This window comes from Burkholderia sp. Tr-20355, from assembly GCF_017104685.1.
Taxonomy (GTDB): Bacteria; Pseudomonadota; Gammaproteobacteria; order Burkholderiales; family Burkholderiaceae; genus Burkholderia; species Burkholderia seminalis.
Map to the genome: position 1 here is coordinate 1 of NZ_JAAGPK010000149.1, position 20,120 is coordinate 20,120.

General features: G+C 66.3%; 22 protein-coding genes and 4 tRNA genes. 17 read left to right on the plus strand and 9 right to left on the minus strand.

Annotated features, from left to right (window positions below):
- Window positions 1-348: DUF2946 domain-containing protein (locus G3N62_RS36095; RefSeq protein WP_241013224.1), on the minus strand; the 348-nt coding region annotated here is incomplete at its 3' end.
- Window positions 349-588: 240 nt separating this feature from the next.
- Between G3N62_RS36095 and G3N62_RS27525 the strand changes: the two genes are divergently transcribed.
- Window positions 589-693 carry a chorismate mutase gene (locus G3N62_RS27525; protein WP_162484450.1) on the plus strand — a complete coding sequence of 35 codons (105 nt, stop codon included), beginning with the start codon at window positions 589-591 and terminating at the stop codon, window positions 691-693.
- A gap of 223 nt (window positions 694-916) precedes the next feature.
- On the plus strand, window positions 917-1,510 hold the full coding sequence (locus G3N62_RS27530) for a chorismate mutase (RefSeq protein WP_034187391.1): 594 nt from the start codon (window positions 917-919) through the stop codon (window positions 1,508-1,510).
- Between the two features lie 24 nt (window positions 1,511-1,534).
- On the opposite strand, the gene G3N62_RS27535 is transcribed toward G3N62_RS27530, so the two are convergent.
- Window positions 1,535-2,662, minus strand: a complete 1,128-nt coding sequence (locus G3N62_RS27535; protein ID WP_124669204.1) for an exonuclease domain-containing protein — start codon at window positions 2,660-2,662, stop codon at window positions 1,535-1,537.
- A gap of 141 nt (window positions 2,663-2,803) precedes the next feature.
- Window positions 2,804-3,007 carry a cold-shock protein gene (locus tag G3N62_RS27540; protein WP_006476615.1) on the minus strand — a complete coding sequence of 68 codons (204 nt, stop codon included), beginning with the start codon at window positions 3,005-3,007 and terminating at the stop codon, window positions 2,804-2,806.
- Between the two features lie 393 nt (window positions 3,008-3,400).
- Here G3N62_RS27540 and G3N62_RS27545 point away from each other — a divergent pair, with 393 nt between their 5' ends.
- On the plus strand, window positions 3,401-3,667 hold the full coding sequence (locus tag G3N62_RS27545) for a hypothetical protein (protein ID WP_034187389.1): 267 nt from the start codon (window positions 3,401-3,403) through the stop codon (window positions 3,665-3,667).
- Window positions 3,668-4,163: 496 nt separating this feature from the next.
- Complete coding sequence (locus tag G3N62_RS27550) at window positions 4,164-5,309, plus strand: porin (RefSeq protein ID WP_034187388.1); 1,146 nt, start codon at window positions 4,164-4,166, stop codon at window positions 5,307-5,309.
- 82 nt (window positions 5,310-5,391) lie between these two features.
- Here the strand turns inward: G3N62_RS27550 and greB are convergent, their stop codons facing one another.
- Entirely contained in the window at window positions 5,392-5,955 is a 564-nt protein-coding gene (gene greB / locus G3N62_RS27555) for a transcription elongation factor GreB (RefSeq protein WP_034187387.1), read from the minus strand.
- Window positions 5,956-6,083: 128 nt separating this feature from the next.
- Between greB and G3N62_RS27560 the strand changes: the two genes are divergently transcribed.
- The 3 genes from G3N62_RS27560 (at window position 6,084) to G3N62_RS27570 (ending at window position 6,441) form a co-directional block, all read left to right on the plus strand.
- A tRNA-Arg gene (locus G3N62_RS27560) sits at window positions 6,084-6,160 on the plus strand.
- 66 nt (window positions 6,161-6,226) lie between these two features.
- Window positions 6,227-6,303, plus strand: a tRNA-Arg gene (locus G3N62_RS27565).
- Between the two features lie 61 nt (window positions 6,304-6,364).
- Window positions 6,365-6,441 (plus strand) — tRNA-Arg (locus tag G3N62_RS27570).
- Window positions 6,442-6,592: 151 nt separating this feature from the next.
- On the opposite strand, the gene G3N62_RS27575 is transcribed toward G3N62_RS27570, so the two are convergent.
- The 4 genes from G3N62_RS27575 to G3N62_RS27590 all read right to left on the minus strand — a co-directional run bounded on the left by G3N62_RS27575 (window position 6,593) and on the right by G3N62_RS27590 (window position 10,889).
- Window positions 6,593-8,959: a bifunctional (p)ppGpp synthetase/guanosine-3',5'-bis(diphosphate) 3'-pyrophosphohydrolase gene (locus tag G3N62_RS27575; protein WP_034187386.1), complete on the minus strand. Its 2,367-nt coding sequence runs from the start codon at window positions 8,957-8,959 to the stop codon at window positions 6,593-6,595.
- A 63-nt stretch (window positions 8,960-9,022) separates the two neighbouring features.
- A complete protein-coding gene (rpoZ, locus tag G3N62_RS27580; protein WP_006025620.1) occupies window positions 9,023-9,226 on the minus strand; it encodes a DNA-directed RNA polymerase subunit omega in 204 nt (67 codons plus the stop codon).
- Window positions 9,227-9,284: 58 nt separating this feature from the next.
- On the minus strand, window positions 9,285-9,959 hold the full coding sequence (gene gmk / locus G3N62_RS27585; RefSeq protein ID WP_034187385.1) for a guanylate kinase: 675 nt from the start codon (window positions 9,957-9,959) through the stop codon (window positions 9,285-9,287).
- Window positions 9,960-9,965: 6 nt separating this feature from the next.
- Window positions 9,966-10,889, minus strand: coding sequence for a YicC/YloC family endoribonuclease (locus G3N62_RS27590; protein ID WP_034187384.1), 924 nt, complete (start codon window positions 10,887-10,889; stop codon window positions 9,966-9,968).
- Window positions 10,890-11,062: 173 nt separating this feature from the next.
- On the opposite strand from G3N62_RS27590, the gene rph reads away from it, so the two are divergent.
- The 9 genes from rph (at window position 11,063) to G3N62_RS27635 (ending at window position 17,496) form a co-directional block, all read left to right on the plus strand.
- Complete coding sequence (gene rph, locus G3N62_RS27595) at window positions 11,063-11,803, plus strand: ribonuclease PH (protein WP_034187383.1); 741 nt, start codon at window positions 11,063-11,065, stop codon at window positions 11,801-11,803.
- On the plus strand, window positions 11,778-12,422 hold the full coding sequence (rdgB, locus tag G3N62_RS27600; protein WP_175027376.1) for an RdgB/HAM1 family non-canonical purine NTP pyrophosphatase: 645 nt from the start codon (window positions 11,778-11,780) through the stop codon (window positions 12,420-12,422). Before rph ends, rdgB begins: the two co-directional genes overlap by 26 nt.
- A gap of 34 nt (window positions 12,423-12,456) precedes the next feature.
- Window positions 12,457-13,671 (plus strand): radical SAM family heme chaperone HemW, encoded by a 1,215-nt coding sequence (gene hemW / locus G3N62_RS27605; protein ID WP_034187382.1) that lies wholly within the window; start codon window positions 12,457-12,459, stop codon window positions 13,669-13,671.
- Window positions 13,672-13,715: 44 nt separating this feature from the next.
- Window positions 13,716-13,803 (plus strand) — tRNA-Ser (locus G3N62_RS27610).
- Between the two features lie 149 nt (window positions 13,804-13,952).
- The gene (locus tag G3N62_RS27615) at window positions 13,953-14,348 is read left to right on the plus strand and encodes a hypothetical protein (protein WP_124669205.1); all 396 of its coding nucleotides are present in this window, start codon (window positions 13,953-13,955) and stop codon (window positions 14,346-14,348) included.
- Window positions 14,349-14,521: 173 nt separating this feature from the next.
- Window positions 14,522-14,815: a hypothetical protein gene (locus G3N62_RS27620; RefSeq protein ID WP_034187362.1), complete on the plus strand. Its 294-nt coding sequence runs from the start codon at window positions 14,522-14,524 to the stop codon at window positions 14,813-14,815.
- A 283-nt stretch (window positions 14,816-15,098) separates the two neighbouring features.
- A complete protein-coding gene (locus G3N62_RS27625) occupies window positions 15,099-15,590 on the plus strand; it encodes an energy transducer TonB (RefSeq protein WP_049034931.1) in 492 nt (163 codons plus the stop codon).
- 311 nt (window positions 15,591-15,901) lie between these two features.
- Window positions 15,902-17,212, plus strand: coding sequence for an MFS transporter (locus G3N62_RS27630; RefSeq protein WP_059557142.1), 1,311 nt, complete (start codon window positions 15,902-15,904; stop codon window positions 17,210-17,212).
- A 104-nt stretch (window positions 17,213-17,316) separates the two neighbouring features.
- On the plus strand, window positions 17,317-17,496 hold the full coding sequence (locus G3N62_RS27635) for a hypothetical protein (protein WP_034187359.1): 180 nt from the start codon (window positions 17,317-17,319) through the stop codon (window positions 17,494-17,496).
- Between the two features lie 20 nt (window positions 17,497-17,516).
- Here G3N62_RS27635 and waaC read toward each other — a convergent pair whose 3' ends face one another.
- Complete coding sequence (waaC, locus tag G3N62_RS27640) at window positions 17,517-18,515, minus strand: lipopolysaccharide heptosyltransferase I (RefSeq protein ID WP_124669206.1); 999 nt, start codon at window positions 18,513-18,515, stop codon at window positions 17,517-17,519.
- Window positions 18,516-18,685: 170 nt separating this feature from the next.
- On the opposite strand from waaC, the gene G3N62_RS27645 reads away from it, so the two are divergent.
- A partial coding sequence (locus G3N62_RS27645; protein ID WP_206141353.1) for a chloride channel protein occupies window positions 18,686-20,120 on the plus strand: 1,435 nt, incomplete at its 3' end.

The window sequence follows — 20,120 nt, forward strand, 5'->3', positions numbered from 1 at the left end:
TCGCGGAAGTCGTCGCGCCGCAGTTCGATTTCGCCTCGCATGGTCACGCTCCCGACGTGTTGCGCGATGCGGCGTAGCGCGCGGGCGCACGGCCGTCGGCGGCTGCGTCGGGCGTCGCGGCCGGCAGTACACGCAGTGCGGCACGCCGGCATGGTCGAACGACGACGTGTCGCGGTCGTCGCCCGCTTGGGCGAGCACGACCTGGCGCGCGCCCGCTGCACTGCACAACTCGAGCGTGAGCGCGCCCGACCCGCTCGACGCAAGACGCGCGTAGCCGACGACGGGCGACAGTACGTTCAGTACCAGCGCCAGCCATACGAGGCCGATCCATCGCGTCGTTCGTCTCATCGCGGTCCAGGAAAAAGTGCGCGCAAGTATAACAAGCGACCCGATTGTTGCTGAATGCGCAGGAGGCAATAGCGGCCATCACACCTCGCGCCGCAGCGCATGTGCCGTTAATACAACAGAGACAAAATCTAACGATTCGCCACTGGCATAAATCCAAGCACGAGGTTGATAATCATCGAACCTGCTGGAGAAATGACCATGGACGAAAGACCCACTCGCATGCCACCGCCCGAGCAAGTGATGAGCCCGGATCCGGAACCCGTCGGCGTGGAATTCCTCGCCGAATTGCCCGAGCACGTGCGGGCATTCTTCGACGAGCAGCACAAGCTGTACTCGCCGAAGTGAACGCCTGTCCGGTTCTGTAACCGCCACGTGTCGATCATCGCTATCGTGCGGTTCATCACTGCGCATCGCGCGCCATTCGCCTCGCACCCGGGCCGCAACAGCCTGACGGTGCCGGATCAGCTCGCCTGCTGATTCTTCTGTCGCGTCGCTACGCCGCGCGACTGTCTTCGTCTATCCTTCTGGTTTTCCACCTCCGGTCCGCCCGGCTCCTCCGATCATTCCGATGAAGCAAGCCATTCGTGCCAGCGTCGCTGTCGCCGCGCTCGGTGTCGCCCTCTTTTCGTCGCCTCACATTGCCCGCGCCGACGGCGACGACACCGCGCTCACCAACCTCGTCGCACTCGCGTCGCAACGCCTCGCGCTCGCCGAACCGGTCGCGCGGTGGAAGTGGGCGAATCAGAAGGCGATCGAGGACCCGCCGCGCGAAGCAGCCCTGCTTGCGTCGGTCGAAAAGCGCGCGACGCAAGCCGGCGTCGATCCGGCATTCGCACGGACGTTCTTCGAGGACCAGATCACCGCGAGCAAGGACGTGCAGAACGCACTGTTCGCGACCTGGCGCACGACGCGGCCGCCCGAGGGCACACCGCCCGACCTCGCGACCAGCACGCGCCCGGCGCTCGACCAACTGACGCAGAAAATGCTCGCGGGCCTCGCGCAGGTCGCGCCGCTGCGCAATGCGCCCGATTGCCAGGCACGCCTCGCGCGCAGCATCACGAACTGGAAAACGCTGACGCGCTACGATTCGAAGCAGACACAGGCACTCGACACCGCGCTGTCGCACGTCTGCTCGGCCGGCGGCGCCAGCGCGATCGGCTGACGCGGCCGGCGCCGCGCGCGCCCCTCAACCTGCCGGCGTGAGCGCGGCGAGCGGAATCAGTTGCAGCCCGCGCGCGAGATGCGTCTGCAGCAGGCGATGGGTAAAGGGTTCGAACGTGCCGTCCGCCGCCTCGGCGGCGAGCCGCGCGGCCGCGTCCAGCGATTCGGCCGTGCCGAGGTAGCGCCAGCCGTCGATCACATGCAACAGGCGGCGCTCGCCGTTCGCCTCGAACGCAACGGCGCCGTCGAACGGCCAGTGCGCATTGCCGCCACGCACGCCATCGGCCGCGGGGCGCCGGTTGTACGACGGCCGCAGTTGGGCGATCCATTGCGCTTCCGCCAGCATCGCGCCCAGTTCGTTGCCCGTCTCGCGCCATTCGACGCGCCGCACCTGCTGGGCCAGCCGCATCTCCTTCGACGAACGGCGCTCGCCGGTCAGCAGCGCGCGCAGCCGCTGCCGCACCCTCACGCTTCGGCCCACATACAGCGGCGCGTCGCCCTCCCCGAACAACGCATAGGCGCCGCAGCCGGCAGGCGCGGTGTCGAGCCACGCCTCGGTCAGATCGCCGCCCAGGCGGAAGTGGCGCGTCGTGCGCGCGATCTGGTCGCGCAACCGCTCGAGCGGCACGATGTCGTGCAACTGGCGCCAGAACTGCCACAGCAGATCGGCATCCGCCAGCGCGCGGTGGCGCGCAGCCGGAACGAGACCGTGCCGCTCGATCAACGCGTCGAGCCCGTGCCGCGATTCGCGCGGGAACAGCGCGCGCGACAGCCGGACCGTACACAGCACATCGGGATTGAACGCCAAGCCGGCGCGCTCGAATTCGGCGCGCAGGAAACCGCGATCGAAACTCGCGTTGTGCGCGACGAACAGCTTGCCGTCGAGCCGCTCGAACAGCGCCGGCGCGAGCGACGCGAACGACGGCGCGTCGCGCACCATCACATCCGAAATGCCCGTCAGTTGCTGGATGAACGGCGGAATCGCCTGCTCGGGATTGACGAGGCTCGTCCACGTCGACACGCCAAGCGGACCGATTTCGACCACGCCGATTTCGGTGATGCGGTGCTCGGCGGGCGAGCCGCCGGTGGTTTCGAGGTCGACGAAGACGAGCGGTTGTTCGCTGGCGGGATCGGACGGACGAGAATCAGACATGAAAAGACAGGAAAACGATGCTTCCGTGAGTATGCACCGGCAAGCATGGCCACGGCCAGCGCGGACCGAAGCGATTCGTCCCCGGAAAACAAAAAGCCCCCGCGATGCGGGGGCCGGACGTGATCGGCAATGCGTGGCGCGTCAGACCGCCTGGATATTCGCTGCCTGCTTGCCTTTCGGCCCGACTTTGACGTCGAACGAAACACGCTGGTTTTCCTTCAGCGTCTTGAAGCCGTCCATCCGGATTTCGGAAAAGTGCGCAAACAAATCTTCACCACCATTGTCCGACGTAATAAAACCAAAACCTTTAGCATCGTTAAACCATTTCACGATACCGGTATCCATGTCTTCGTTCCCCACTCGATTAGATCAAAAAAGCTATTTTTATAGCCGTTTCCCGAAATCCCGAAACATTGCGCCAGCACCCGCACCAGCACGCCGCCCGAGGACGGAGTGCTGACTTTATAAATTGGACAATCCGGGTGCGTCAAGAAGATTTTTGACGTTAGTTTTATCGAAAAAGCGCTAATACCACTGGAATCGGTACACCACCGCCTTTGATTAATTGATTCGCATCAAAAACCTGTCAATATTACCGGGAACGGATCGGCGATAATCCCGACGATGAAATTCCTACCGGGGACAAATCAGCTCGGTAAATCCCTCGGGTTTTTTCCGGGTTGCGAAAATCCGGGGACGTTGAGATGCTGACACCACGCCGACAGGAAGGAGAGGGTCATGTGGCTGGACGGAATCAAGCGCTTCGCGAGCCGGCTCGGACGCGTACGCCGCAAGTCCCGCGCCCTGGCCGAGTCCGCGCGCGAAGCGCCGTGCGACACCGAATTCGATACGACCTGGCACGGCGACCACTGGCAGAACCTGCTCGCCTCGCCGCTGGATGCCCGTCACTACGTGATGGAAGACTGGACCTATACACCGCCGCCGACCGATGCCGAGGAAGCCGCGCCGGCGCCCAAGCGCAAGCGGCGCTCGTACGCGCAGTAGCGCACGGACCGGCGGGGCAAAAAAAAGCGCGACTGGGAAGTCGCGCCGACAAAGGTTTGGAGATCTTTTCCGTCAACGAAAAAGTCTGCTTCGGAAAGCAGAGATCGCAGTATAGCGAGAGAACAACCTTTCATTAGCCATGCTCCACACAAACCTCTATTGCCGATGTGTCAATAATCGCGCTACGGCCTCCCTCGCCGGCCGCTGACCGGGTGTCGCGATCGCGCAACGCCCGTTACGGAGTCCTGAACGCCATTTTTCTTCGCTGCACCGCCGCAAACCCTTGATGCGCAACCGTTTACGCGCATCCCACGATCTTTGCGGATTCCAAAATACATTATTGCTTAAAGCATCACCCTCCCCCGCTTCACGCACTCCGTACACTGCAGATGGCTTTCTGACAAGCGCACCGCCGCTCTGCCGGTCACAGCGTCACGCATATCAGCCCGGTCCGGCAGCAGGTTCGATCGACATCATCCTGTTTGGAGACAGATCCATGAAAAAAACCCTGATCGTCACCGCGTTGTCGGGTGTATTCGTTACCGCCGCACACGCACAAAGCAGCGTGACGCTATACGGCCTGATCGACGCCGGCATCACCTACACGAACAATCAGGGCGGTCACAGCGCCTGGCAGGAAACGAGCGGCTCGGTCAACGGCAGCCGGTGGGGCTTGCGCGGCACCGAGGATCTCGGCGGCGGCCTGAAAGCGATCTTCACACTGGAAAACGGTTTCGGCATCAACAACGGCGCGCTGAAGCAGAACGGCCGCGAGTTCGGCCGGCAAGCGTTCGTCGGCCTCGCGCACGACAGCTACGGTTCGCTGACACTGGGCCGGCAATACGACAGCGTCGTCGACTACCTCGGGCCGCTGTCGCTGACCGGCACGCAATATGGCGGCACGCAGTTCGCGCACCCGTTCGACAACGACAACCTGAACAATTCGTTCCGGATCAACAATTCGGTCAAGTACCAGAGCGCGAACTACGGCGGCCTCAAGTTCGGCGCGTTGTACGGGTTCTCGAACTCGACGGCGTTCGCGAACAACCGCGCGTATAGCGGCGGCGTGTCGTACAGCTACCTGGGGTTCAACTTCGCCGCGGCCTACTTGCAGCTGAACAGCGACGTGAACGCGCTCGCGCAGGCCGCATCCGATCCGGGCGCGGTGACCGGCGACTGGACCTTCGCGTCGCGCGTGCAGCGCACCTGGGGGGCCGGCCTGAATTACGGCTTCGGCCCCGCCACGGTCGGCTTCGTGTTCACGCAGACGCGTCTGACCGGCATTCGCGCGATCAGCGCGGGGCAATCCGGCGTGTCCGGCGGCATCACGGGCCTCGGCGGCACCGCGCGCTTCAGCAACTATGAAGTCAACGGCCGTTACGCGTTGACGCCGGCCCTGTCGCTCGCCGGCTCGTACACGTACACGCAGGGGCGCCTGGCCGGCGACAAGCCGACCTGGCACCAGTTCAACCTGCAGGCCGACTATGCGCTGTCGAAGCGCACCGACGTCTATCTGCAGGGTGAGTTCCAGAAGGTCAACAACGACGGCCTCGACCTCGGTGCCAACATCAACGGGCTCGGCGCCGCCTCCTCGACCAACAAGCAGATCGCGGTCACGGCCGGCATGCGCCACCGCTTCTGAGCGAAACCCGCCCGCAAGCCGGATGACGAAGCGCCCCGCCGGGGCGCTTTTTCGTTGCCGCGCCGTGCGCGCGGGCCGTGGCTCAAGCGGTGCCCTGCGCCGGATAGCGGACGTCGAGTATGTCGATCGGCTGCGGGCCGGCCGGCGTCATCAGCGTGACGGTATCGCCGATCTTCGCCTTGATCAGCGCACGTGCGACCGGCGAGATCCAGCTGACGCAGCCATGGTCGAGATCGACCTCGTCGATCCCGACGATCGTGATCGTGTGATCCACGCCATCCGGCGTCTCGTAATCGACCGTTGCGCCGAAGAACACCTGGTCGACATTCTCCTGCCGGCTCGCGTCGACGACTTCGGCGAGGTCGAGCCGCTTCGTCAGGAAGCGAATGCGGCGATCGATCTCGCGCAGCCGCCGCTTGCCGTAGATGTAGTCGCCGTTCTCCGACCGGTCGCCGTTCGACGCGGCCCACGACACGAGCCGCACGACCTCGGGGCGCTCGACGTCGATCAGGTTCAGCAGCTCGTCCCTCAGCCGCTTGTGGCCGGCCGGCGTGATGTAGTTCTTCGCCCCCGCCGGAATCGCGGGTTGAGCCTGGTCGAGATCGTCGTCGTCACCGTCCGACTCTTTGACAAACGCCTTGTTCATGATGCGGGTTCAACGTGGATGACTGATGCTCCAAGGGTACACGAAGGGCCGCCGCGAAGGCCATGCCGCCTAATTCGCGAATAAGGCTTCCCTTTTTATACAACCCTGCTATAATTTCGCTTCTGCGTGCGGCTGTAGCTCAGTTGGATAGAGTACTTGGCTACGAACCAAGGGGTCGTGGGTTCGAATCCTGCCAGCCGCGCCACTTTTTCGAGGGCCTTCCCAACCGAAGGCCCTTTCAGTTCGAAGCAGTAGAAGTTTTGTTTTGCGTGCGGCTGTAGCTCAGTTGGATAGAGTACTTGGCTACGAACCAAGGGGTCGTGGGTTCGAATCCTGCCAGCCGCGCCACTTTTTTGGGGGCCTTCCCATCGCAGAAGGTTCCGACAGTTGAAGCAGTACCGTTTTGCGTGCGGCTGTAGCTCAGTTGGATAGAGTACTTGGCTACGAACCAAGGGGTCGTGGGTTCGAATCCTGCCAGCCGCGCCACCTTAAAAGGGCTTTCCTTCGGGAAAGCCCTTTTTTTCTTTTCCGCCGCCCCTCTTCCCTCGCGCGCGTTGCCGCAGGTTCATACCGCTGCCGGCATGAAAACGGCGGCCATTGGCCGCCGTCCGTCGATCGATCGCCCGCTCCGAGCGCGTCAGTAATCCTGCCGCTCGCGCTCGATGCGCATGCCGCCGTCGTGGCGCGCATGCGCTCCGTCGTCGGTCGAACGCTCGCGCATGATCCGCATCACGTCCGGATTGGTGCGCACGCGCCGCATCACGTTCGCGAGGTGCACACGGTCGCTGACCTGGATCACGAAGCGCAGCACCGTCGATTCGTGCGTCAGATCCTCGTCCATCGCGATATGCACGATGTTCGCGTCGGCCGACGTGATGTCCGCCGCAACACGCGCGAAGATGCCCTTCGTGTTCTTCACGAGCGCCTTCACCGCGACATCGAACAGGCGGCCCGGCTGCGGCGCCCATTCGACATCGATCCAGCGGCCCGGATCGCGGCGATGGATACGCTGCGCGACACGGCAATCGGTCGTATGAATCGCCATCCCCAGGCCGATGCCGATGTAACCCATGATCGCGTCGCCCGGAATCGGCCGGCAGCAGGCCGACAACTGCACGGACATCCCTTCGGTGCCGGTGATCACGACCGGCGGCGCATGGTGCACGGCATGCCGCTCGGACTTCGGCAGATCGTCGTCCGCGTCGCGGCCGCTCATCAGCACCTCGATGCGCTTGGCCATCACCGCGGCGACGCGGCGGCCCAGGCCGATGTCCGCGAAAATTTCCTGACGGCTCTTGTTGCCCGTCCACTGCACGAGCTTCTCCCACACTTCCGGCGCGACGTCGGCCAGTGCAAGACCATAACCCTTCAGGCTCTGGTCGACGAGCCGCTCGCCCAGCTGGACGGACTCGTTCAGGCGCATCGTCTTCAGGTAGTGGCGAATCGCCGAACGCGCCTTGCCGGTACGCACGAAACCGAGCCACGCGGGATTCGGCTTCGAATACGGCGCGGTGATCACCTCGACGATGTCGCCGCTCTTCAGCTCGGTGCGCAGCGGCAGCAGCTCGTTGTTGATCTTCACGGCCACGCACTGGTTGCCGAGATCGCTGTGGATCGAATACGCGAAATCGAGTGCCGTCGCGCCGCGCGGCAGCGCCATGATCTTCGACTTCGGCGTGAACACGTACACCGCGTCGGGGAACAGGTCGATCTTCACGTGCTCGAGGAATTCGCTCGAATCGCCGGCTTCGCTCTGGATGTCGAGCAGCGACTTCAGCCACTGGTGCGCGCGCTTCTGCACGTCGCTGAGATCGGCGCTGCCGTTCTTGTACAGCCAGTGCGCGGCGACCCCGGCCTCGGCGATCTCGTGCATCTTGCGCGTGCGCACCTGGAACTCGATCGGCGCGCCGAACGGGCCGACGAGCGTCGTGTGCAGCGACTGATAGCCGTTGATCTTCGGGATCGCGATGTAGTCCTTGAACTTGCCGGGCACGGGCTTGTACAGCGCATGCAATGCGCCGATGCACGTGTAGCAGTCGAGCGGACTGTCGACGACCACGCGGAAACCGTACACGTCGAGCACCTGCGAGAACGACAGCTGCTTGTCGCGCATCTTGCGGTAGACGCTGTAGATGGTTTTCTCGCGGCCGGTGATCTCGGCGTCGATCTTCGCGTCGGCCATCGCGCGCTGCGCGGCCTCGAGGATCTTGCTGATCACTTCGCGGCGGTTGCCGCGCGCGGCCTTCACGGCTTTCTCGAGCGTCGCGTAGCGATGCGGGTTGAAGTTCGCGAAGCTCATGTCCTGCAGCTCGCGATACGTGTTGTTCAACCCGAGCCGATGGGCAATCGGCGCGTAGATGTCGAGCGTTTCGCGCGCGACGCGGCGGCGCTTTTCCATCGGCACCGCGCCGAGCGTGCGCATGTTGTGCAGGCGATCGGCGAGCTTGACGAGAATGACGCGCACGTCGCGCGCCATCGCGAGCAGCATCTTGCGGAAGTTTTCCGCCTGCGCTTCCTCGCGGCTGCGGAATTCCATCTTGTCGAGCTTCGACAGGCCGTCGACCAGCTCGGCGACCTTCGGACCGAACCGCTCGGCCAGCTCGTTCTTGGTCACGCCCTGGTCTTCCATCACGTCGTGCAGCAGCGCGGCCATCACGGCCTGCGCGTCGAGCTTCCAGCCGGCGCAGATTTCCGCGACGGCGACGGGATGGGTGATGTAGGGCTCGCCGCTCTGGCGATATTGACCGAGGTGGGCTTCGTCGCTGAAGTGGAACGCCGCCTTGACCTCTTTGATTTCGTCCGGGGCGAGATACTCGGCCAGCACGGTGGTCAGTTTCGCGATCGAAACGACACCGTGCTTGCGCGGCTGCTCCGGAGTGGCGGTCGGCCCGAACAGATGCCGGAAGGACTGTTCGAGGACCGCGTCGATGTACTGGCGCGCAGGCGACTGGGCCGTGGCTTCGGTGGTCGAATCCGCGGAGGCGGACGATGGGGTGGTGCTCATATTCGCCTCCAGGTCGAGTCGTTGCGCGCGTGGATTACATGGCTGGAACGGGCCGGATGCGCGTTACACCGGCACCTTCTTCAGCATCTCGACGCCGACCTGGCCGGCAGCGATTTCGCGCAGCGCGACGACGGTCGGCTTGTCGCGGCTTTCGATCTTCGGCGTATGGCCTTGCGCGAGCTGCCGCGCGCGGTAGGTGGCGGCGAGCGCCAGTTCGAAGCGGTTCGGGATTTGCTTCAGGCAGTCTTCGACGGTAATGCGAGCCATGTTGGTAATTCCTTCTGAATATAGTCCTTATTCTACCTTATGTCCCTCGTCCCCCGCGTCATTCCGCGTGGGGCAGATGGATGCCGAGCTCGATGAACAGCTCCGTGTGTCGCGCGTACTGCGAAGCAAAGCGCAGGCGCGTCGCGGCGACGATGCATTCGAGCTCCGCGAGCGCACGCTCGAAATTCTCGTTGATCACCACGTATTCCGCTTCCGACGCGTGCGCGATCTCGCTGCCGGCAGCCAGCAGGCGCCGCGTGATCACGTTCGGTTCGTCCTGGCCGCGCTTCTTCAGCCGCTCCTCGAGCGCATCGAGCGACGGCGGCAGGATGAAGATGCCGACCGCGTTGCGGAACTGCTTCTTCACCTGCAACGCGCCCTGCCAGTCGATCTCGAGCAGCACGTCGTGGCCGCTCTTCATCTGCTCTTCGATCCAGACGCGCGACGTGCCGTAATAGTTGCCGTGCACTTCCGCGCTCTCGAGGAATTCATGCGCCGCGTGACGCGCGCGGAAATCCTCGACGGTCGTGAAGTGGTAATGCTGGCCATCCTGTTCGTTCGGGCGCGGCTTGCGCGTCGTGTACGAGATCGACAGGCAGATGTCGCGGTCCTTCGACAGCAGCGCATTCACGAGCGTCGACTTGCCGGCGCCCGACGGCGCAATGACCATGAACAGGTTGCCGGGGTAGACACCCGCGTGAAGCGTATGCGTGTCGTGAGTGGGGTGGATCATGTTGCGTTACTCCAGGTTTTGCACTTGCTCGCGCATCTGCTCGATCAACAGCTTGAGCGCCATCGACGCGTCGGCCAGTTCCTTCGCCGCCGCCTTCGAGCCGAGCGTGTTCGCTTCGCGATTCAGTTCCTGCATCATGAAGTCGAGGCGCTTGCCGACACGGCCGCCCTTCTCGATCACATGACGCGTTTCGTTCAGGTGCGCGGTAAGCCGCGACAGCTCTTCCGCGATGTCGATCCGGATCCCGTACATCGTCACTTCCTGACGGATGCGTTCCGCGGCTTCCTCGCGCGTGACGATCGTCGCGCCGCCTTCGGGCGCCGCGAGGCCGAGCGCTTCCTGCAGGCGCTCGACGATCTTCTGCTGATGCTTGGCGATCAGCTCCGGCACGAGCGGCGTGATGCGCGCGACGATCGCTTCCATCTCGGTGACGTTCGACAGCAGCATCGTCGCCAGTTGCGCGCCTTCGCGCGAACGCACGACGACGAGCTCGCCGATCGCTTCCTTGCCGCACGCGAGCACCGCGTCGCGGATCGCTTCCGCCGACACGCCGCTTTCGGCGAGCACGCCCGGCCAGCGCAGGATCTCGCCCGCGCGCAGGCGGCCGACGCCCGGGAACGAATCGAGCACCGCACGCTCGAGATCGGCAAGCTGGCCGAGCGCCGACTGGTTCAGCGCGCCGGCGCCGATGCTCTGTTCGCCGCGCTGCAGGTTGATGCGCACGTCGACCTTGCCGCGCGACAGCTTGTTCATCAGCATTTCGCGCAGCGCGGGCTCGCACGCGCGCACGTCGTCCGGCATCCGGAAATTGAGGTCGAGGAAGCGCGAGTTCACGGTGCGCAGTTCGACCGACACGCTGGTGCCGCCGTTGCCGGTGGCCGTCGCGAGTTCGCGCGTCGCGCTCGCGTAGCCCGTCATGCTGTAGATCATGGTTCGTCTCGCCGTCTGGGTGCCCTCGCGGGCGGGGATGTGTCGAGGCGCCCGGCGCATCGGAAAACGCGGGGCGGGAAGCGCGCATTATCCCATTTTTGCGGACCACCCCGCCGGGCAAGCCCGCCGTTCGGCGCTAAAATCGGGGTTTCCTCTCCTTCCGCGATTTCCCCATGACGTCTTCCGTTTCCCGCCCGAGCGGCCGCCGCGCCGACGCACTGCGCAAGGTCGCCCTCACGCGCCACTACACGAAACACGCCGAAGGCTCGGTGCTGGTCGAATTCGGCGACACCAAGGTGCTCTGCACCGCGAGCGTCTCCGAACGCGTGCCCGAGTTCCTGCGCGAGCGCGGGCAAGGCTGGCTGACCGCCGAATACGGGATGCTGCCGCGCGCGACGCACACGCGCAGCGACCGTGAAGCCGCGCGCGGCAAGCAGACCGGCCGCACGCAGGAAATTCAGCGCCTGATCGGCCGCGCGCTGCGCGCGGTGTTCGATCTCGAGGCGCTCGGCCCGCGCACGATCCACATCGACTGCGACGTGATCCAGGCCGACGGCGGCACGCGCACCGCGAGCATCACCGGCGCCTTCGTCGCCGCGCACGATGCCGTGTCGACGCTGATCGCGGCCGGCAAGCTCGCGCGCTCGCCGATCACCGACCACGTCGCCGCGATCTCGGTCGGCGTATACGAAGGCGCGCCGGTGCTCGACCTGGACTACGCGGAAGATTCGCAGTGCGACACCGACATGAACGTCGTGATGACGGGTGCCGGCGGTTTCGTCGAAGTCCAGGGCACGGCCGAGGGCGTGCCGTTCTCGCGCGCCGAGATGAATGCGCTGCTCGACCTCGCGCAGGGTGGCATCGCCGAGCTCGTGCAACTGCAGAAGGATGTCTTGGGCGCCGGCCATGCCTGACGATCGTACCCTCGCGCCGCTGTCGCGCATCGTCCTCGCGTCGAACAACCCGGGCAAGCTGCGCGAATTCACCGCGCTGTTCGCGACGGTCGGCATCGAGATCGTCCCGCAGGGCGATCTCGCCGTGCCCGAAGCGGAAGAACCGTTCGGCACGTTCATCGAGAATGCGCTGACGAAGGCGCGTCACGCGTCGCGGCTCACCGGGCTGCCGGCGATCGCCGACGATTCGGGCCTGTGCGTGCGCGTGCTGCGCGGTGCGCCGGGCGTCTATTCGGCACGTTACGCGCAGCGTGCGGGCCGCGACAAGGGCGACGCGGCGAACAACGCGTATCTCGTCGAGCAGCTGCGCGGGGTCGACGACCGGCGCGCATACTATTGCTGCGTGCTCGCGCTCGTGCGCCACGCGGACGATCCCGAGCCGCTGTTCGCCGAAGGGCGCTGGGCCGGCGAGATCGTCGATACGCCGCGCGGCGAGCACGGATTCGGCTACGACCCGTATTTCTACCTGCCGGCGCTCGGCGCGACGGCCGCGGAACTCGATCCGGCCGTGAAGAACACGCACAGCCATCGCGCGCTGGCGCTGAAGGCGCTGCTGGCGCGGCTCGCGGAGGAAGCATGAGCATGCCCGTTACCCGTTCGCCGCAGGGGGTTGCATGAGCCAGGCCGCGCAAACCGGCGCGCGCGTCGTCGCGACCTTCACGTCGCCCGGCCAGGTGCGGCTCACGTCGCTGCCGCCGCTCGCGCTGTACGTGCATTTCCCGTGGTGCGTGCGCAAGTGCCCGTATTGCGATTTCAACTCGCACGAATGGAAAGGCGAACGATTCCCGGAAACCGAGTACCTCGATGCGCTGCGTGCCGATCTCGAGCAGGCGCTGCCGCTCGTGTGGGGGCGGCAGGTGCATACCGTGTTCATCGGCGGCGGCACGCCGAGCCTGCTGTCGGCGGCCGGCCTCGACCGGATGCTGTCCGACGTGCGCGCGCTGCTGCCGCTCGACGCCGATGCCGAGATCACGCTCGAGGCGAATCCGGGCACGTTCGAGGCCGCGAAGTTCGCGCAGTTCCGCGCGAGCGGCGTGAACCGCCTGTCGGTCGGCATCCAGAGCTTCAACGAAACGCACCTGAAGGCGCTCGGCCGGATTCACGATACCGCGCAGGCGCGCGCGGCCGTCGAGATCGCCGCGAAGAACTTCGACAACTTCAACCTCGACCTGATGTTCGCGCTGCCGAACCAGACGCTCGACGAATGCCGCACCGACATCGAGACCGCGCTGTCGTTCGCGCCGCCGCATCTGTCGCTGTATCACCTGACGCTCGAGCCGAACACGCTGTTCGCGAAGTTCCCGCCCGTCGTCCCCGACGACGACGCGTCGGCCGACATGCAGGAGTGGATCCACGCACGCACGGCCGAGGCCGGCTACGGACGCTATGAGGTGTCCGCGTATGCGAAGCCGAATCATCAGTGCAAGCACAACCTGAACTACTGGCGCTTCGGCGACTACCTCGGGATCGGCGCGGGCGCGCACACGAAGCTGTCGTTCCCGAACCGGATCCTGCGGCAGGCGCGCTACAAGCATCCGGCGACCTTCATCGAGCAGGCGAAGGCCGGCACGGCCGTGCAGGAAGAGCGCGAAGTCGGCGCCCGCGACCTGCCGTTCGAGTTCATGCTGAACACGCTGCGGCTCGTCGAGGGCTTCCCCGTGCACAGTTTCGCGGAGCGTACGGGCCTGCCGATGAGCACGATCGAGCCGGCGCTGCAGGAAGCGGAGCGACGCGGGCTGATCGCGCGCGATTTCGCGCAGATCGCGCCGACACCGCTCGGCCAGCGTTTTCTCAACGACCTGCAGGAATTGTTCCTGCGTGACGATTGACGGGATGAACGCGGCGGCATTTCGGTTACAATGCCGCCTCGTGTGGAAGCGTGGCCGAGCGGTTTAAGGCACCGGTCTTGAAAACCGGCGACGGGAAACTGTCCGTGAGTTCGAATCTCACCGCTTCCGCCAGGAAGTTCGCCCAACCCCGTCCATTCATCGAATGACGGGGTTTTTGTTTGGCGGTTTGCCCGTGCGTGCGTGCTCCTCACGTTCCGACGCGTCGCGCCGGATGCCGTTACAATCCCGCGCTCCGATTCGCGAAACGGGAAACCCACTTCATGAAGCCCCTCATCGTCTCGTCGCTCGTCGCCATGCTGGCCGCCGTCAGCACGAATGCGGCCGCCGACACCGCGTCCGGCAGCGGCGCGCAGGCATCGTGCGCGATCGCAACCGTCAGCGGCGTCGGCGGTTCGCCGCGCGGCCTGAGCGAATACCTCGCGAGCCCGGCACCGTACAACTACCTGAAGGACAACGATCTTCAGTGCAAGGTGTCGGACGACGGACGCACGTCCAATTGCACCGGCGTCACCTACCTGCGCAACGAACAGGTCAGCGTGTACGACGATTCCGATCCGGCGACGCTCACCGTCGTCGCGCGCGTGGAACTCGACCACGGCCAGAAATACCCGGTGATCATCGTCGTGCAGCGCAAGGATGCGCGCTGCAAGCCATGACGCAGCCTCGCACGCGCCGCTTCCAATCGGGACGGAACGTGCCCGAATGCCGCGCCGGAAGCCTCCCGACCCGCCCCGCGATCACCTAGAATTCGTTCAACACGGCGACACGACCGCCGCCGCGTACTCGATGCCGCACGCGCCACCCCTGCGCGCGGCACACGGAGATCGCCATGACCGAACTGTCGAGCGCGACGCAACCCGTCGATTACGAAGGCTTCGAGATCCATGTCGTGCCGGCCGCCGCGCCCGGCAGCGACACGCGCCATACCTACACCGGCTACGTGTGCCATCCGGGCGCGAACCCCGCGCTGCCCGGCCATGCCGTGGCGTTTCACGCGGATGGCGAGGAAAGCTTCGCGACCGTCGACGAGGCCGTCCATGAAGCCGTGCACATCGGCAAGAGCATCATCGACGGCACGCACCCCGACCTGTCGGTACTGTCGCTCGTCACGCACGGCTTCTGAACCCGGTGAAAGGCCTCGCGGGCGATCGCGCGGCCGGCTGGCCGCGGTGCGCACCGGCCGGCCGTCATGCCCGGCCGGACGATCGCGGCGTGCCGTGCCTTTCAACCTTGCGCCACGCACGCAGCCGCCACGCGTCGCGTTACATCGCGATGCGCGATGCGACCGCCCGGCCGTCATCATCGGCGATCACAGTGTCCGGCCTCGCGTGCTATGCGTTTCTCCCCATATCGTCTCGCGCCGGGACGCCTATCATTTTTTTATAGTCCCTTCCGGCCGTCACCTCATGCGCCCCCCTCTCCGTCCGCGCGTCGCCCGGCTGCGTGTTGCCGCGCTGGCCGTCGCCGCCCTGCTTGCCGCGTGCACGATCACGCCCCCTTCGTCGCTACACTCGGTGCTGACGATTCCGTCGATCGTCCGCAGCGGCAACCTCGACCAGTATCGCGTCGAAGTCGCGCACCGCGTCGCCGAGCGCAATCCGTCCGGCATGCTGCGCGGCACGCCGCAGGCGATGCTCCGATCGCTCGTCGTCGTGTCCTTCACCGTCGACGGCAGTGGCCGTCTCGTCAACGCGTCCGTCTATCGCAGCAACGGCGACAGCGAGGCCGAAGCGCTCGCCCTCGCATCGCTGCGCCGCTCGACGCCGCTGCCGGCGCCGCCGTCGCGGCTGCTCGACGGCAACGGCCGGCTCGAACTGATGGAAGGCTGGCTCTTCAACGACGACGGCCACTTCCAGCTGCAAAGCACGGCGTCCGCGCAGGCGCAATCGATCGACTGACGCGCCGCCGCCGCGCGATTGCCGGCCTGCGGCGGCGCTGGCTATAATTTTCCGCACCCGCGCGGCCATCACGCCGCGCGCGCGTTCGCGCGCTCCACCCGGCACGCGAGCCGACCACGCCGGCACCGGGCGGCGGCGACCTACCCGTCTCCATCGTCGACCGGCGGGTGACGTCCGCGTCACGGCGCGCGTCCACGCCGCCCTCGCGTCATCCGCAGCACCCGCATCATCCGCTCGGCCGCACCCGGCAGGCGCCCGCCTGTCCGGCCGCACCCCCGGCCGACCGCCCCAACGACAAAACGGAGACATCCATGTCCGCATCCCCCCCGACCGTTGCTCACGCAACCGGTTCGGCCGGCGCCGTCAGCCACCGGCGCATCGTGTTCGCGAGCTTCATCGGCACCGCGATCGAGTTCTACGATTTCTATGTGTACGCAACGGCCGCCGCGCTCGTCATCGGCCCCGTATTCTTCCCGCATGGTTCCGCGACCGCACAGGCGCTGTCCGCGTTCGTCACGTTCGGCATCGCGTTCATTGCCCGCCCGATCGGCTCGTTCCTGTTCGGGCACTTCGGCGACCGCATCGGCCGCAAGTCGACGCTCGTCGCGTCGTTGCTCGTGATGGGCGTGTCGACCACCGCGATCGGCTTCGTGCCCGGCTACGACGCGATCGGCACGCTCGCGCCGGTGCTGCTGTGCGTGCTGCGCTTCGGCCAGGGCATCGGCCTCGGCGGCGAATGGGGCGGCGCGGCGCTGCTCGCGACCGAGCACGCGCCGCGGGGCAAGCGCGGCTGGTTCGGGATGTTCCCGCAACTCGGGCCGTCGGTCGGCTTCCTGATGTCGAACGGCCTGTTCTTCGCGCTCGCGCTGTCGCTGTCCGACGAACAGTTCCGCAGCTGGGGCTGGCGCATTCCGTTCCTCGTCAGCGCGGTACTCGTCGCGCTCGGCCTGTACGTGCGGCTGAAGATCACCGAGACGCCCGCGTTCCAGGCCGCGCTCGAGCGCAACGAACGCGTGCGCGTGCCGGTCGCGACGCTCGTCACGCAACACTGGCAGCCGACGCTGCTCGGCGCGCTCGCGATGGTTGTCTGCTATACGCTGTTCTATATCTCGACGGTGTTCTCGCTGTCGTACGGCGTGACGGCGTTGCATATTCCGCGCCAGAGCTTCCTCGGGCTGCTGTGCCTTGCCGTCGTGTTCATGGGGCTCGCGACGCCGCTGTCCGCCTGGGCGTCGGACCGCTTTGGCCGCAAGCCGGTGCTGATCGCCGGTGCGATCGCCGCGCTGCTGTCGGGTTTCGCGATGGAGCCGCTGCTCGGCAGCGGCTCGATGCCGCTCGTCGCGCTGTTCCTGACGATCGAACTGTTCCTGATGGGCGTGACGTTCGCACCGATGGGCGCGCTGCTGCCGGAGCTGTTCCCGACCAACGTCCGCTATACGGGCGCCGGCGTGGCATACAACCTCGGCGGGATCCTCGGCGCGTCGATCGCGCCATATATCGCGCAACTGCTGGCGGCGCGCGGCGGGCTGTCGTGGGTCGGCGGCTACGTGTCGATCGCGGCGGCTATCAGCCTGATCGGCGTGCTGCTGATGCGCGAAACGCGCGACGCATCGCTCGTCTGAGCCTCCGGGGCGACCCGGGTTGTGCGGCGGCAGGCGCTGCCTATACTCGATCCTGGGCGCGCCGTTGCGCGCCCGGGGATCCCGCCCCGAAAGGAGCCGCCGCCATGACCATCCGCCTCGGCAATGCCGATCTCGTCCTGATCCTCGCACTCGCGCTGGGTGGCGCGCTGCTGCTGGCGCTGCGGTTCCGGCCGAAGACGTGGCGCGGCCTCGTGTTCGAGGCGCTGCTGGCGAATCTGGCAGCTGTCGCCGCCGTCATCACGGTCGAGGCGCTGCTGGCCTGAACCGGCCGGCGGCCCGGCCTTCAGGCGGTCAGTCGCGCGCGCTGCGCACCATAGGCAGGGGCGACCGCATCGATCGCATCCAGCGCCTCGTCGACGGACGGCATCGCGCCGGGCTCGCCGATCGACAGCGCGTTCGGCGCACCGCCGATCCCGCAATGGTGGCGCGACGTCGCGACGAAAATCATCACGGTCGGCCGCCGCAGCGCATGCGCCATATGGACGAACCCCGTATCGACCCCCACCACCAGCGCGGCCCGGCCGAGCGCCGCACCAAGTTCGCGCACCGTCATCGCCGGTAACACGATCGCGCCCCGCGCGCGCGCGGCGATGTCCTGCGCATCGTCACGCTCGGCGCTCGATCCCCACGGCAACAGCACCCGCACACCGCTCGCCATCATCTGCGTGGCCAGCGCGGCCCAATGGTCGGCCGGCCATTTCTTGTCGGGATTCGACGTCGCATGGAACAGCAGCATGAACGGTCCGCCGTCGGTCACGGCCGGCGGCAGGTTCGCGTCCTGCGGCGGAACGATGCCGTATGACGCGATGCCTTCGGGCCGGTAGCCGAGCGCCTCGCCGGCGCTCACGCGCATCCCGTGCCACGCGTCGCAATCCGGCCGCGGGCCGAAACGATGCGAATACGCGAAGCGCGCGCCCGCTTCGCCGAGATCCTGCGTCTGGTAGCCGACACGGCGCGCGGCGCGTGCCAGCGCCGAGATGATCGCGCTCTTGTAGACCCCGTGCAGATCGATGACCGCATCGTAGCGATGCGCGCGCAACGCGCCGATCGACGCCGAGATCGCCTTCAGGTCGCCGACGTTCCGCAGCTTCTTGAAGCGACGCAGCGGCGCGCACAGCACGGCGCTCACGCCCGGATGCCAGCGCACGACCTCGGCACACGATTCGTCCACGGCCCAGTCGACCGCCACGCCGGGAAAGGCACGATGCAGGTCCGCGACGACGGGGAGCGTCTGGACGACGTCGCCGAGCGACGTCACTTTCACGATGAGGATGCGTTTCACGTTTGCGGGGAAGAGCCAGCCATTTGGGGATGCTAACGACGGATGCCCGTCGCGGACATTACTTCCGGATTACATTTGCAACGAAATGCTACAACCTTGCAAAACATTGTCACCCGACTGCGCGGCCCCGGTTCTTTCTATAATCGATCCTTTGCCTGATGGCCCCGCCGATGCCACGCCCCGCGCTTCCCGCCCTGTTTCCCGCCCTCACCCGCCGCTCGCTGCGAATCTGGCGCCAGTACGGCGTCTTCTGGCTCGGCGCGATCGTCGTCGGGCTGGCAGCCGTACTTTACGCGCGGCTGATCGACTGGGGCTACGAGTCCTTCCGCGCGATGCGCGAGCACGCCGCATGGTTGCCGCTGCTGTTGACGCCCGCGATCGCCGCCGCGTCGGTATGGCTCACGCGCCGGTTCTTCCGTGGCGCCGAAGGCAGCGGCATCCCGCAGGTGATCGCGACGCTGCATGCGCGCCCGAGCGCGTTCGGCGCCCGGCTGCTGACGCTGCGCATCCTGTTCGGCAAGGTGCTGATTTCGTTCCTGGGCATCCTGGGCGGCTTCACGATCGGCCGCGAGGGGCCGACCGTGCAGGTCGGCGCGGCGCTGATGTTCAACCTGCGGCGCTTCTACCCGCGCTCGAACGCGCAGATCGAACGTCAGCTCGTGCTGGCCGGCGCGGCGGCAGGGCTGTCGGCCGCGTTCAATACGCCGCTCGCCGGGATCGTGTTCGCGATCGAGGAGCTGACGCGCAGCTTCTCCGCGCGCGCCAGCGGCGTGCTGATCACCGCGATCATCCTCGCCGGCGTCGTCGCGCTCGGCCTGAACGGCAACTACACGTACTTCGGCACGATCGACACGGGCCTCCACTTTCCGAAGCTGCTGGCGGTCGCGGTGCTGGTCACCGCGATCGTCACGGGCATCGCCGGCGGCTTGTTCTGCTGGCTGCTGCTGAACACGGGGCGCTGGCTGCCCGCGCGGCTGCTGGGCCTGTATCGCGAGCGGCCGATCACGTTCGCCGCGCTGTGCGGCTTCGCGATCGCCGTCGTCGGCCTGGTGTCGGGCGGCACGACCTTCGGCAGCGGCTACGCCGAGGCGCGCGGCCTGCTCGACGGCAGCCAGCACCTGTCGGTGTTCTATCCGTTCCTGAAGATGATCTCGATGGTCGCGTCGTACCTGCCGGGCATCCCGGGCGGGATCTTCGCGCCGTCGCTGTCGATCGGCGCCGGGTTCGGCAACCTGCTGCACGTCGTGTTCAACAACATGAGCCTGCCGATGCTGATCGCGCTCGCGATGGTCGGCTATCTGGCGGCCGTCACGCAGTCGCCGATCACGTCGTTCGTGATCGTGATGGAAATGATCAACGGCCATGCGCTCGTGATTTCGCTGATGGCGACCGCGCTGGTGTCGAGCCGGGTCTCGCGCTTTTTCGCGCCGCCGCTCTACGAAACGCTCGCGCAGCGTTATCTCGCGCCGCCCGCGGCGGCCACCGCACCCACCGCGGCATCGACAGCGAGCACGGCGGCTGCGACCGGCGTGACCGAGCCGCAGGACGCCGCTGCCGCGCCCGCCGATCCGCTCGACACGTTGCGCGACGAAGACGGCGACGAGG

Coding starts and splice junctions, on each gene's coding strand:
- G3N62_RS27525 (WP_162484450.1), top strand. CDS start 589: ATGAGCCCGGATCCGGAACCCGTCGGCGTGGAATTCCTCGCCGAATTG.
- G3N62_RS27530 (WP_034187391.1), top strand. CDS start 917: ATGAAGCAAGCCATTCGTGCCAGCGTCGCTGTCGCCGCGCTCGGTGTC.
- G3N62_RS27535 (WP_124669204.1), bottom strand. CDS start 2,662: ATGTCTGATTCTCGTCCGTCCGATCCCGCCAGCGAACAACCGCTCGTC.
- G3N62_RS27540 (WP_006476615.1), bottom strand. CDS start 3,007: ATGGATACCGGTATCGTGAAATGGTTTAACGATGCTAAAGGTTTTGGT.
- G3N62_RS27545 (WP_034187389.1), top strand. CDS start 3,401: ATGTGGCTGGACGGAATCAAGCGCTTCGCGAGCCGGCTCGGACGCGTA.
- G3N62_RS27550 (WP_034187388.1), top strand. CDS start 4,164: ATGAAAAAAACCCTGATCGTCACCGCGTTGTCGGGTGTATTCGTTACC.
- greB (WP_034187387.1), bottom strand. CDS start 5,955: ATGAACAAGGCGTTTGTCAAAGAGTCGGACGGTGACGACGACGATCTC.
- G3N62_RS27575 (WP_034187386.1), bottom strand. CDS start 8,959: ATGAGCACCACCCCATCGTCCGCCTCCGCGGATTCGACCACCGAAGCC.
- rpoZ (WP_006025620.1), bottom strand. CDS start 9,226: ATGGCTCGCATTACCGTCGAAGACTGCCTGAAGCAAATCCCGAACCGC.
- gmk (WP_034187385.1), bottom strand. CDS start 9,959: ATGATCCACCCCACTCACGACACGCATACGCTTCACGCGGGTGTCTAC.
- G3N62_RS27590 (WP_034187384.1), bottom strand. CDS start 10,889: ATGATCTACAGCATGACGGGCTACGCGAGCGCGACGCGCGAACTCGCG.
- rph (WP_034187383.1), top strand. CDS start 11,063: ATGACGTCTTCCGTTTCCCGCCCGAGCGGCCGCCGCGCCGACGCACTG.
- rdgB (WP_175027376.1), top strand. CDS start 11,778: ATGTCTTGGGCGCCGGCCATGCCTGACGATCGTACCCTCGCGCCGCTG.
- hemW (WP_034187382.1), top strand. CDS start 12,457: ATGAGCCAGGCCGCGCAAACCGGCGCGCGCGTCGTCGCGACCTTCACG.
- G3N62_RS27615 (WP_124669205.1), top strand. CDS start 13,953: ATGAAGCCCCTCATCGTCTCGTCGCTCGTCGCCATGCTGGCCGCCGTC.
- G3N62_RS27620 (WP_034187362.1), top strand. CDS start 14,522: ATGACCGAACTGTCGAGCGCGACGCAACCCGTCGATTACGAAGGCTTC.
- G3N62_RS27625 (WP_049034931.1), top strand. CDS start 15,099: ATGCGCCCCCCTCTCCGTCCGCGCGTCGCCCGGCTGCGTGTTGCCGCG.
- G3N62_RS27630 (WP_059557142.1), top strand. CDS start 15,902: ATGTCCGCATCCCCCCCGACCGTTGCTCACGCAACCGGTTCGGCCGGC.
- G3N62_RS27635 (WP_034187359.1), top strand. CDS start 17,317: ATGACCATCCGCCTCGGCAATGCCGATCTCGTCCTGATCCTCGCACTC.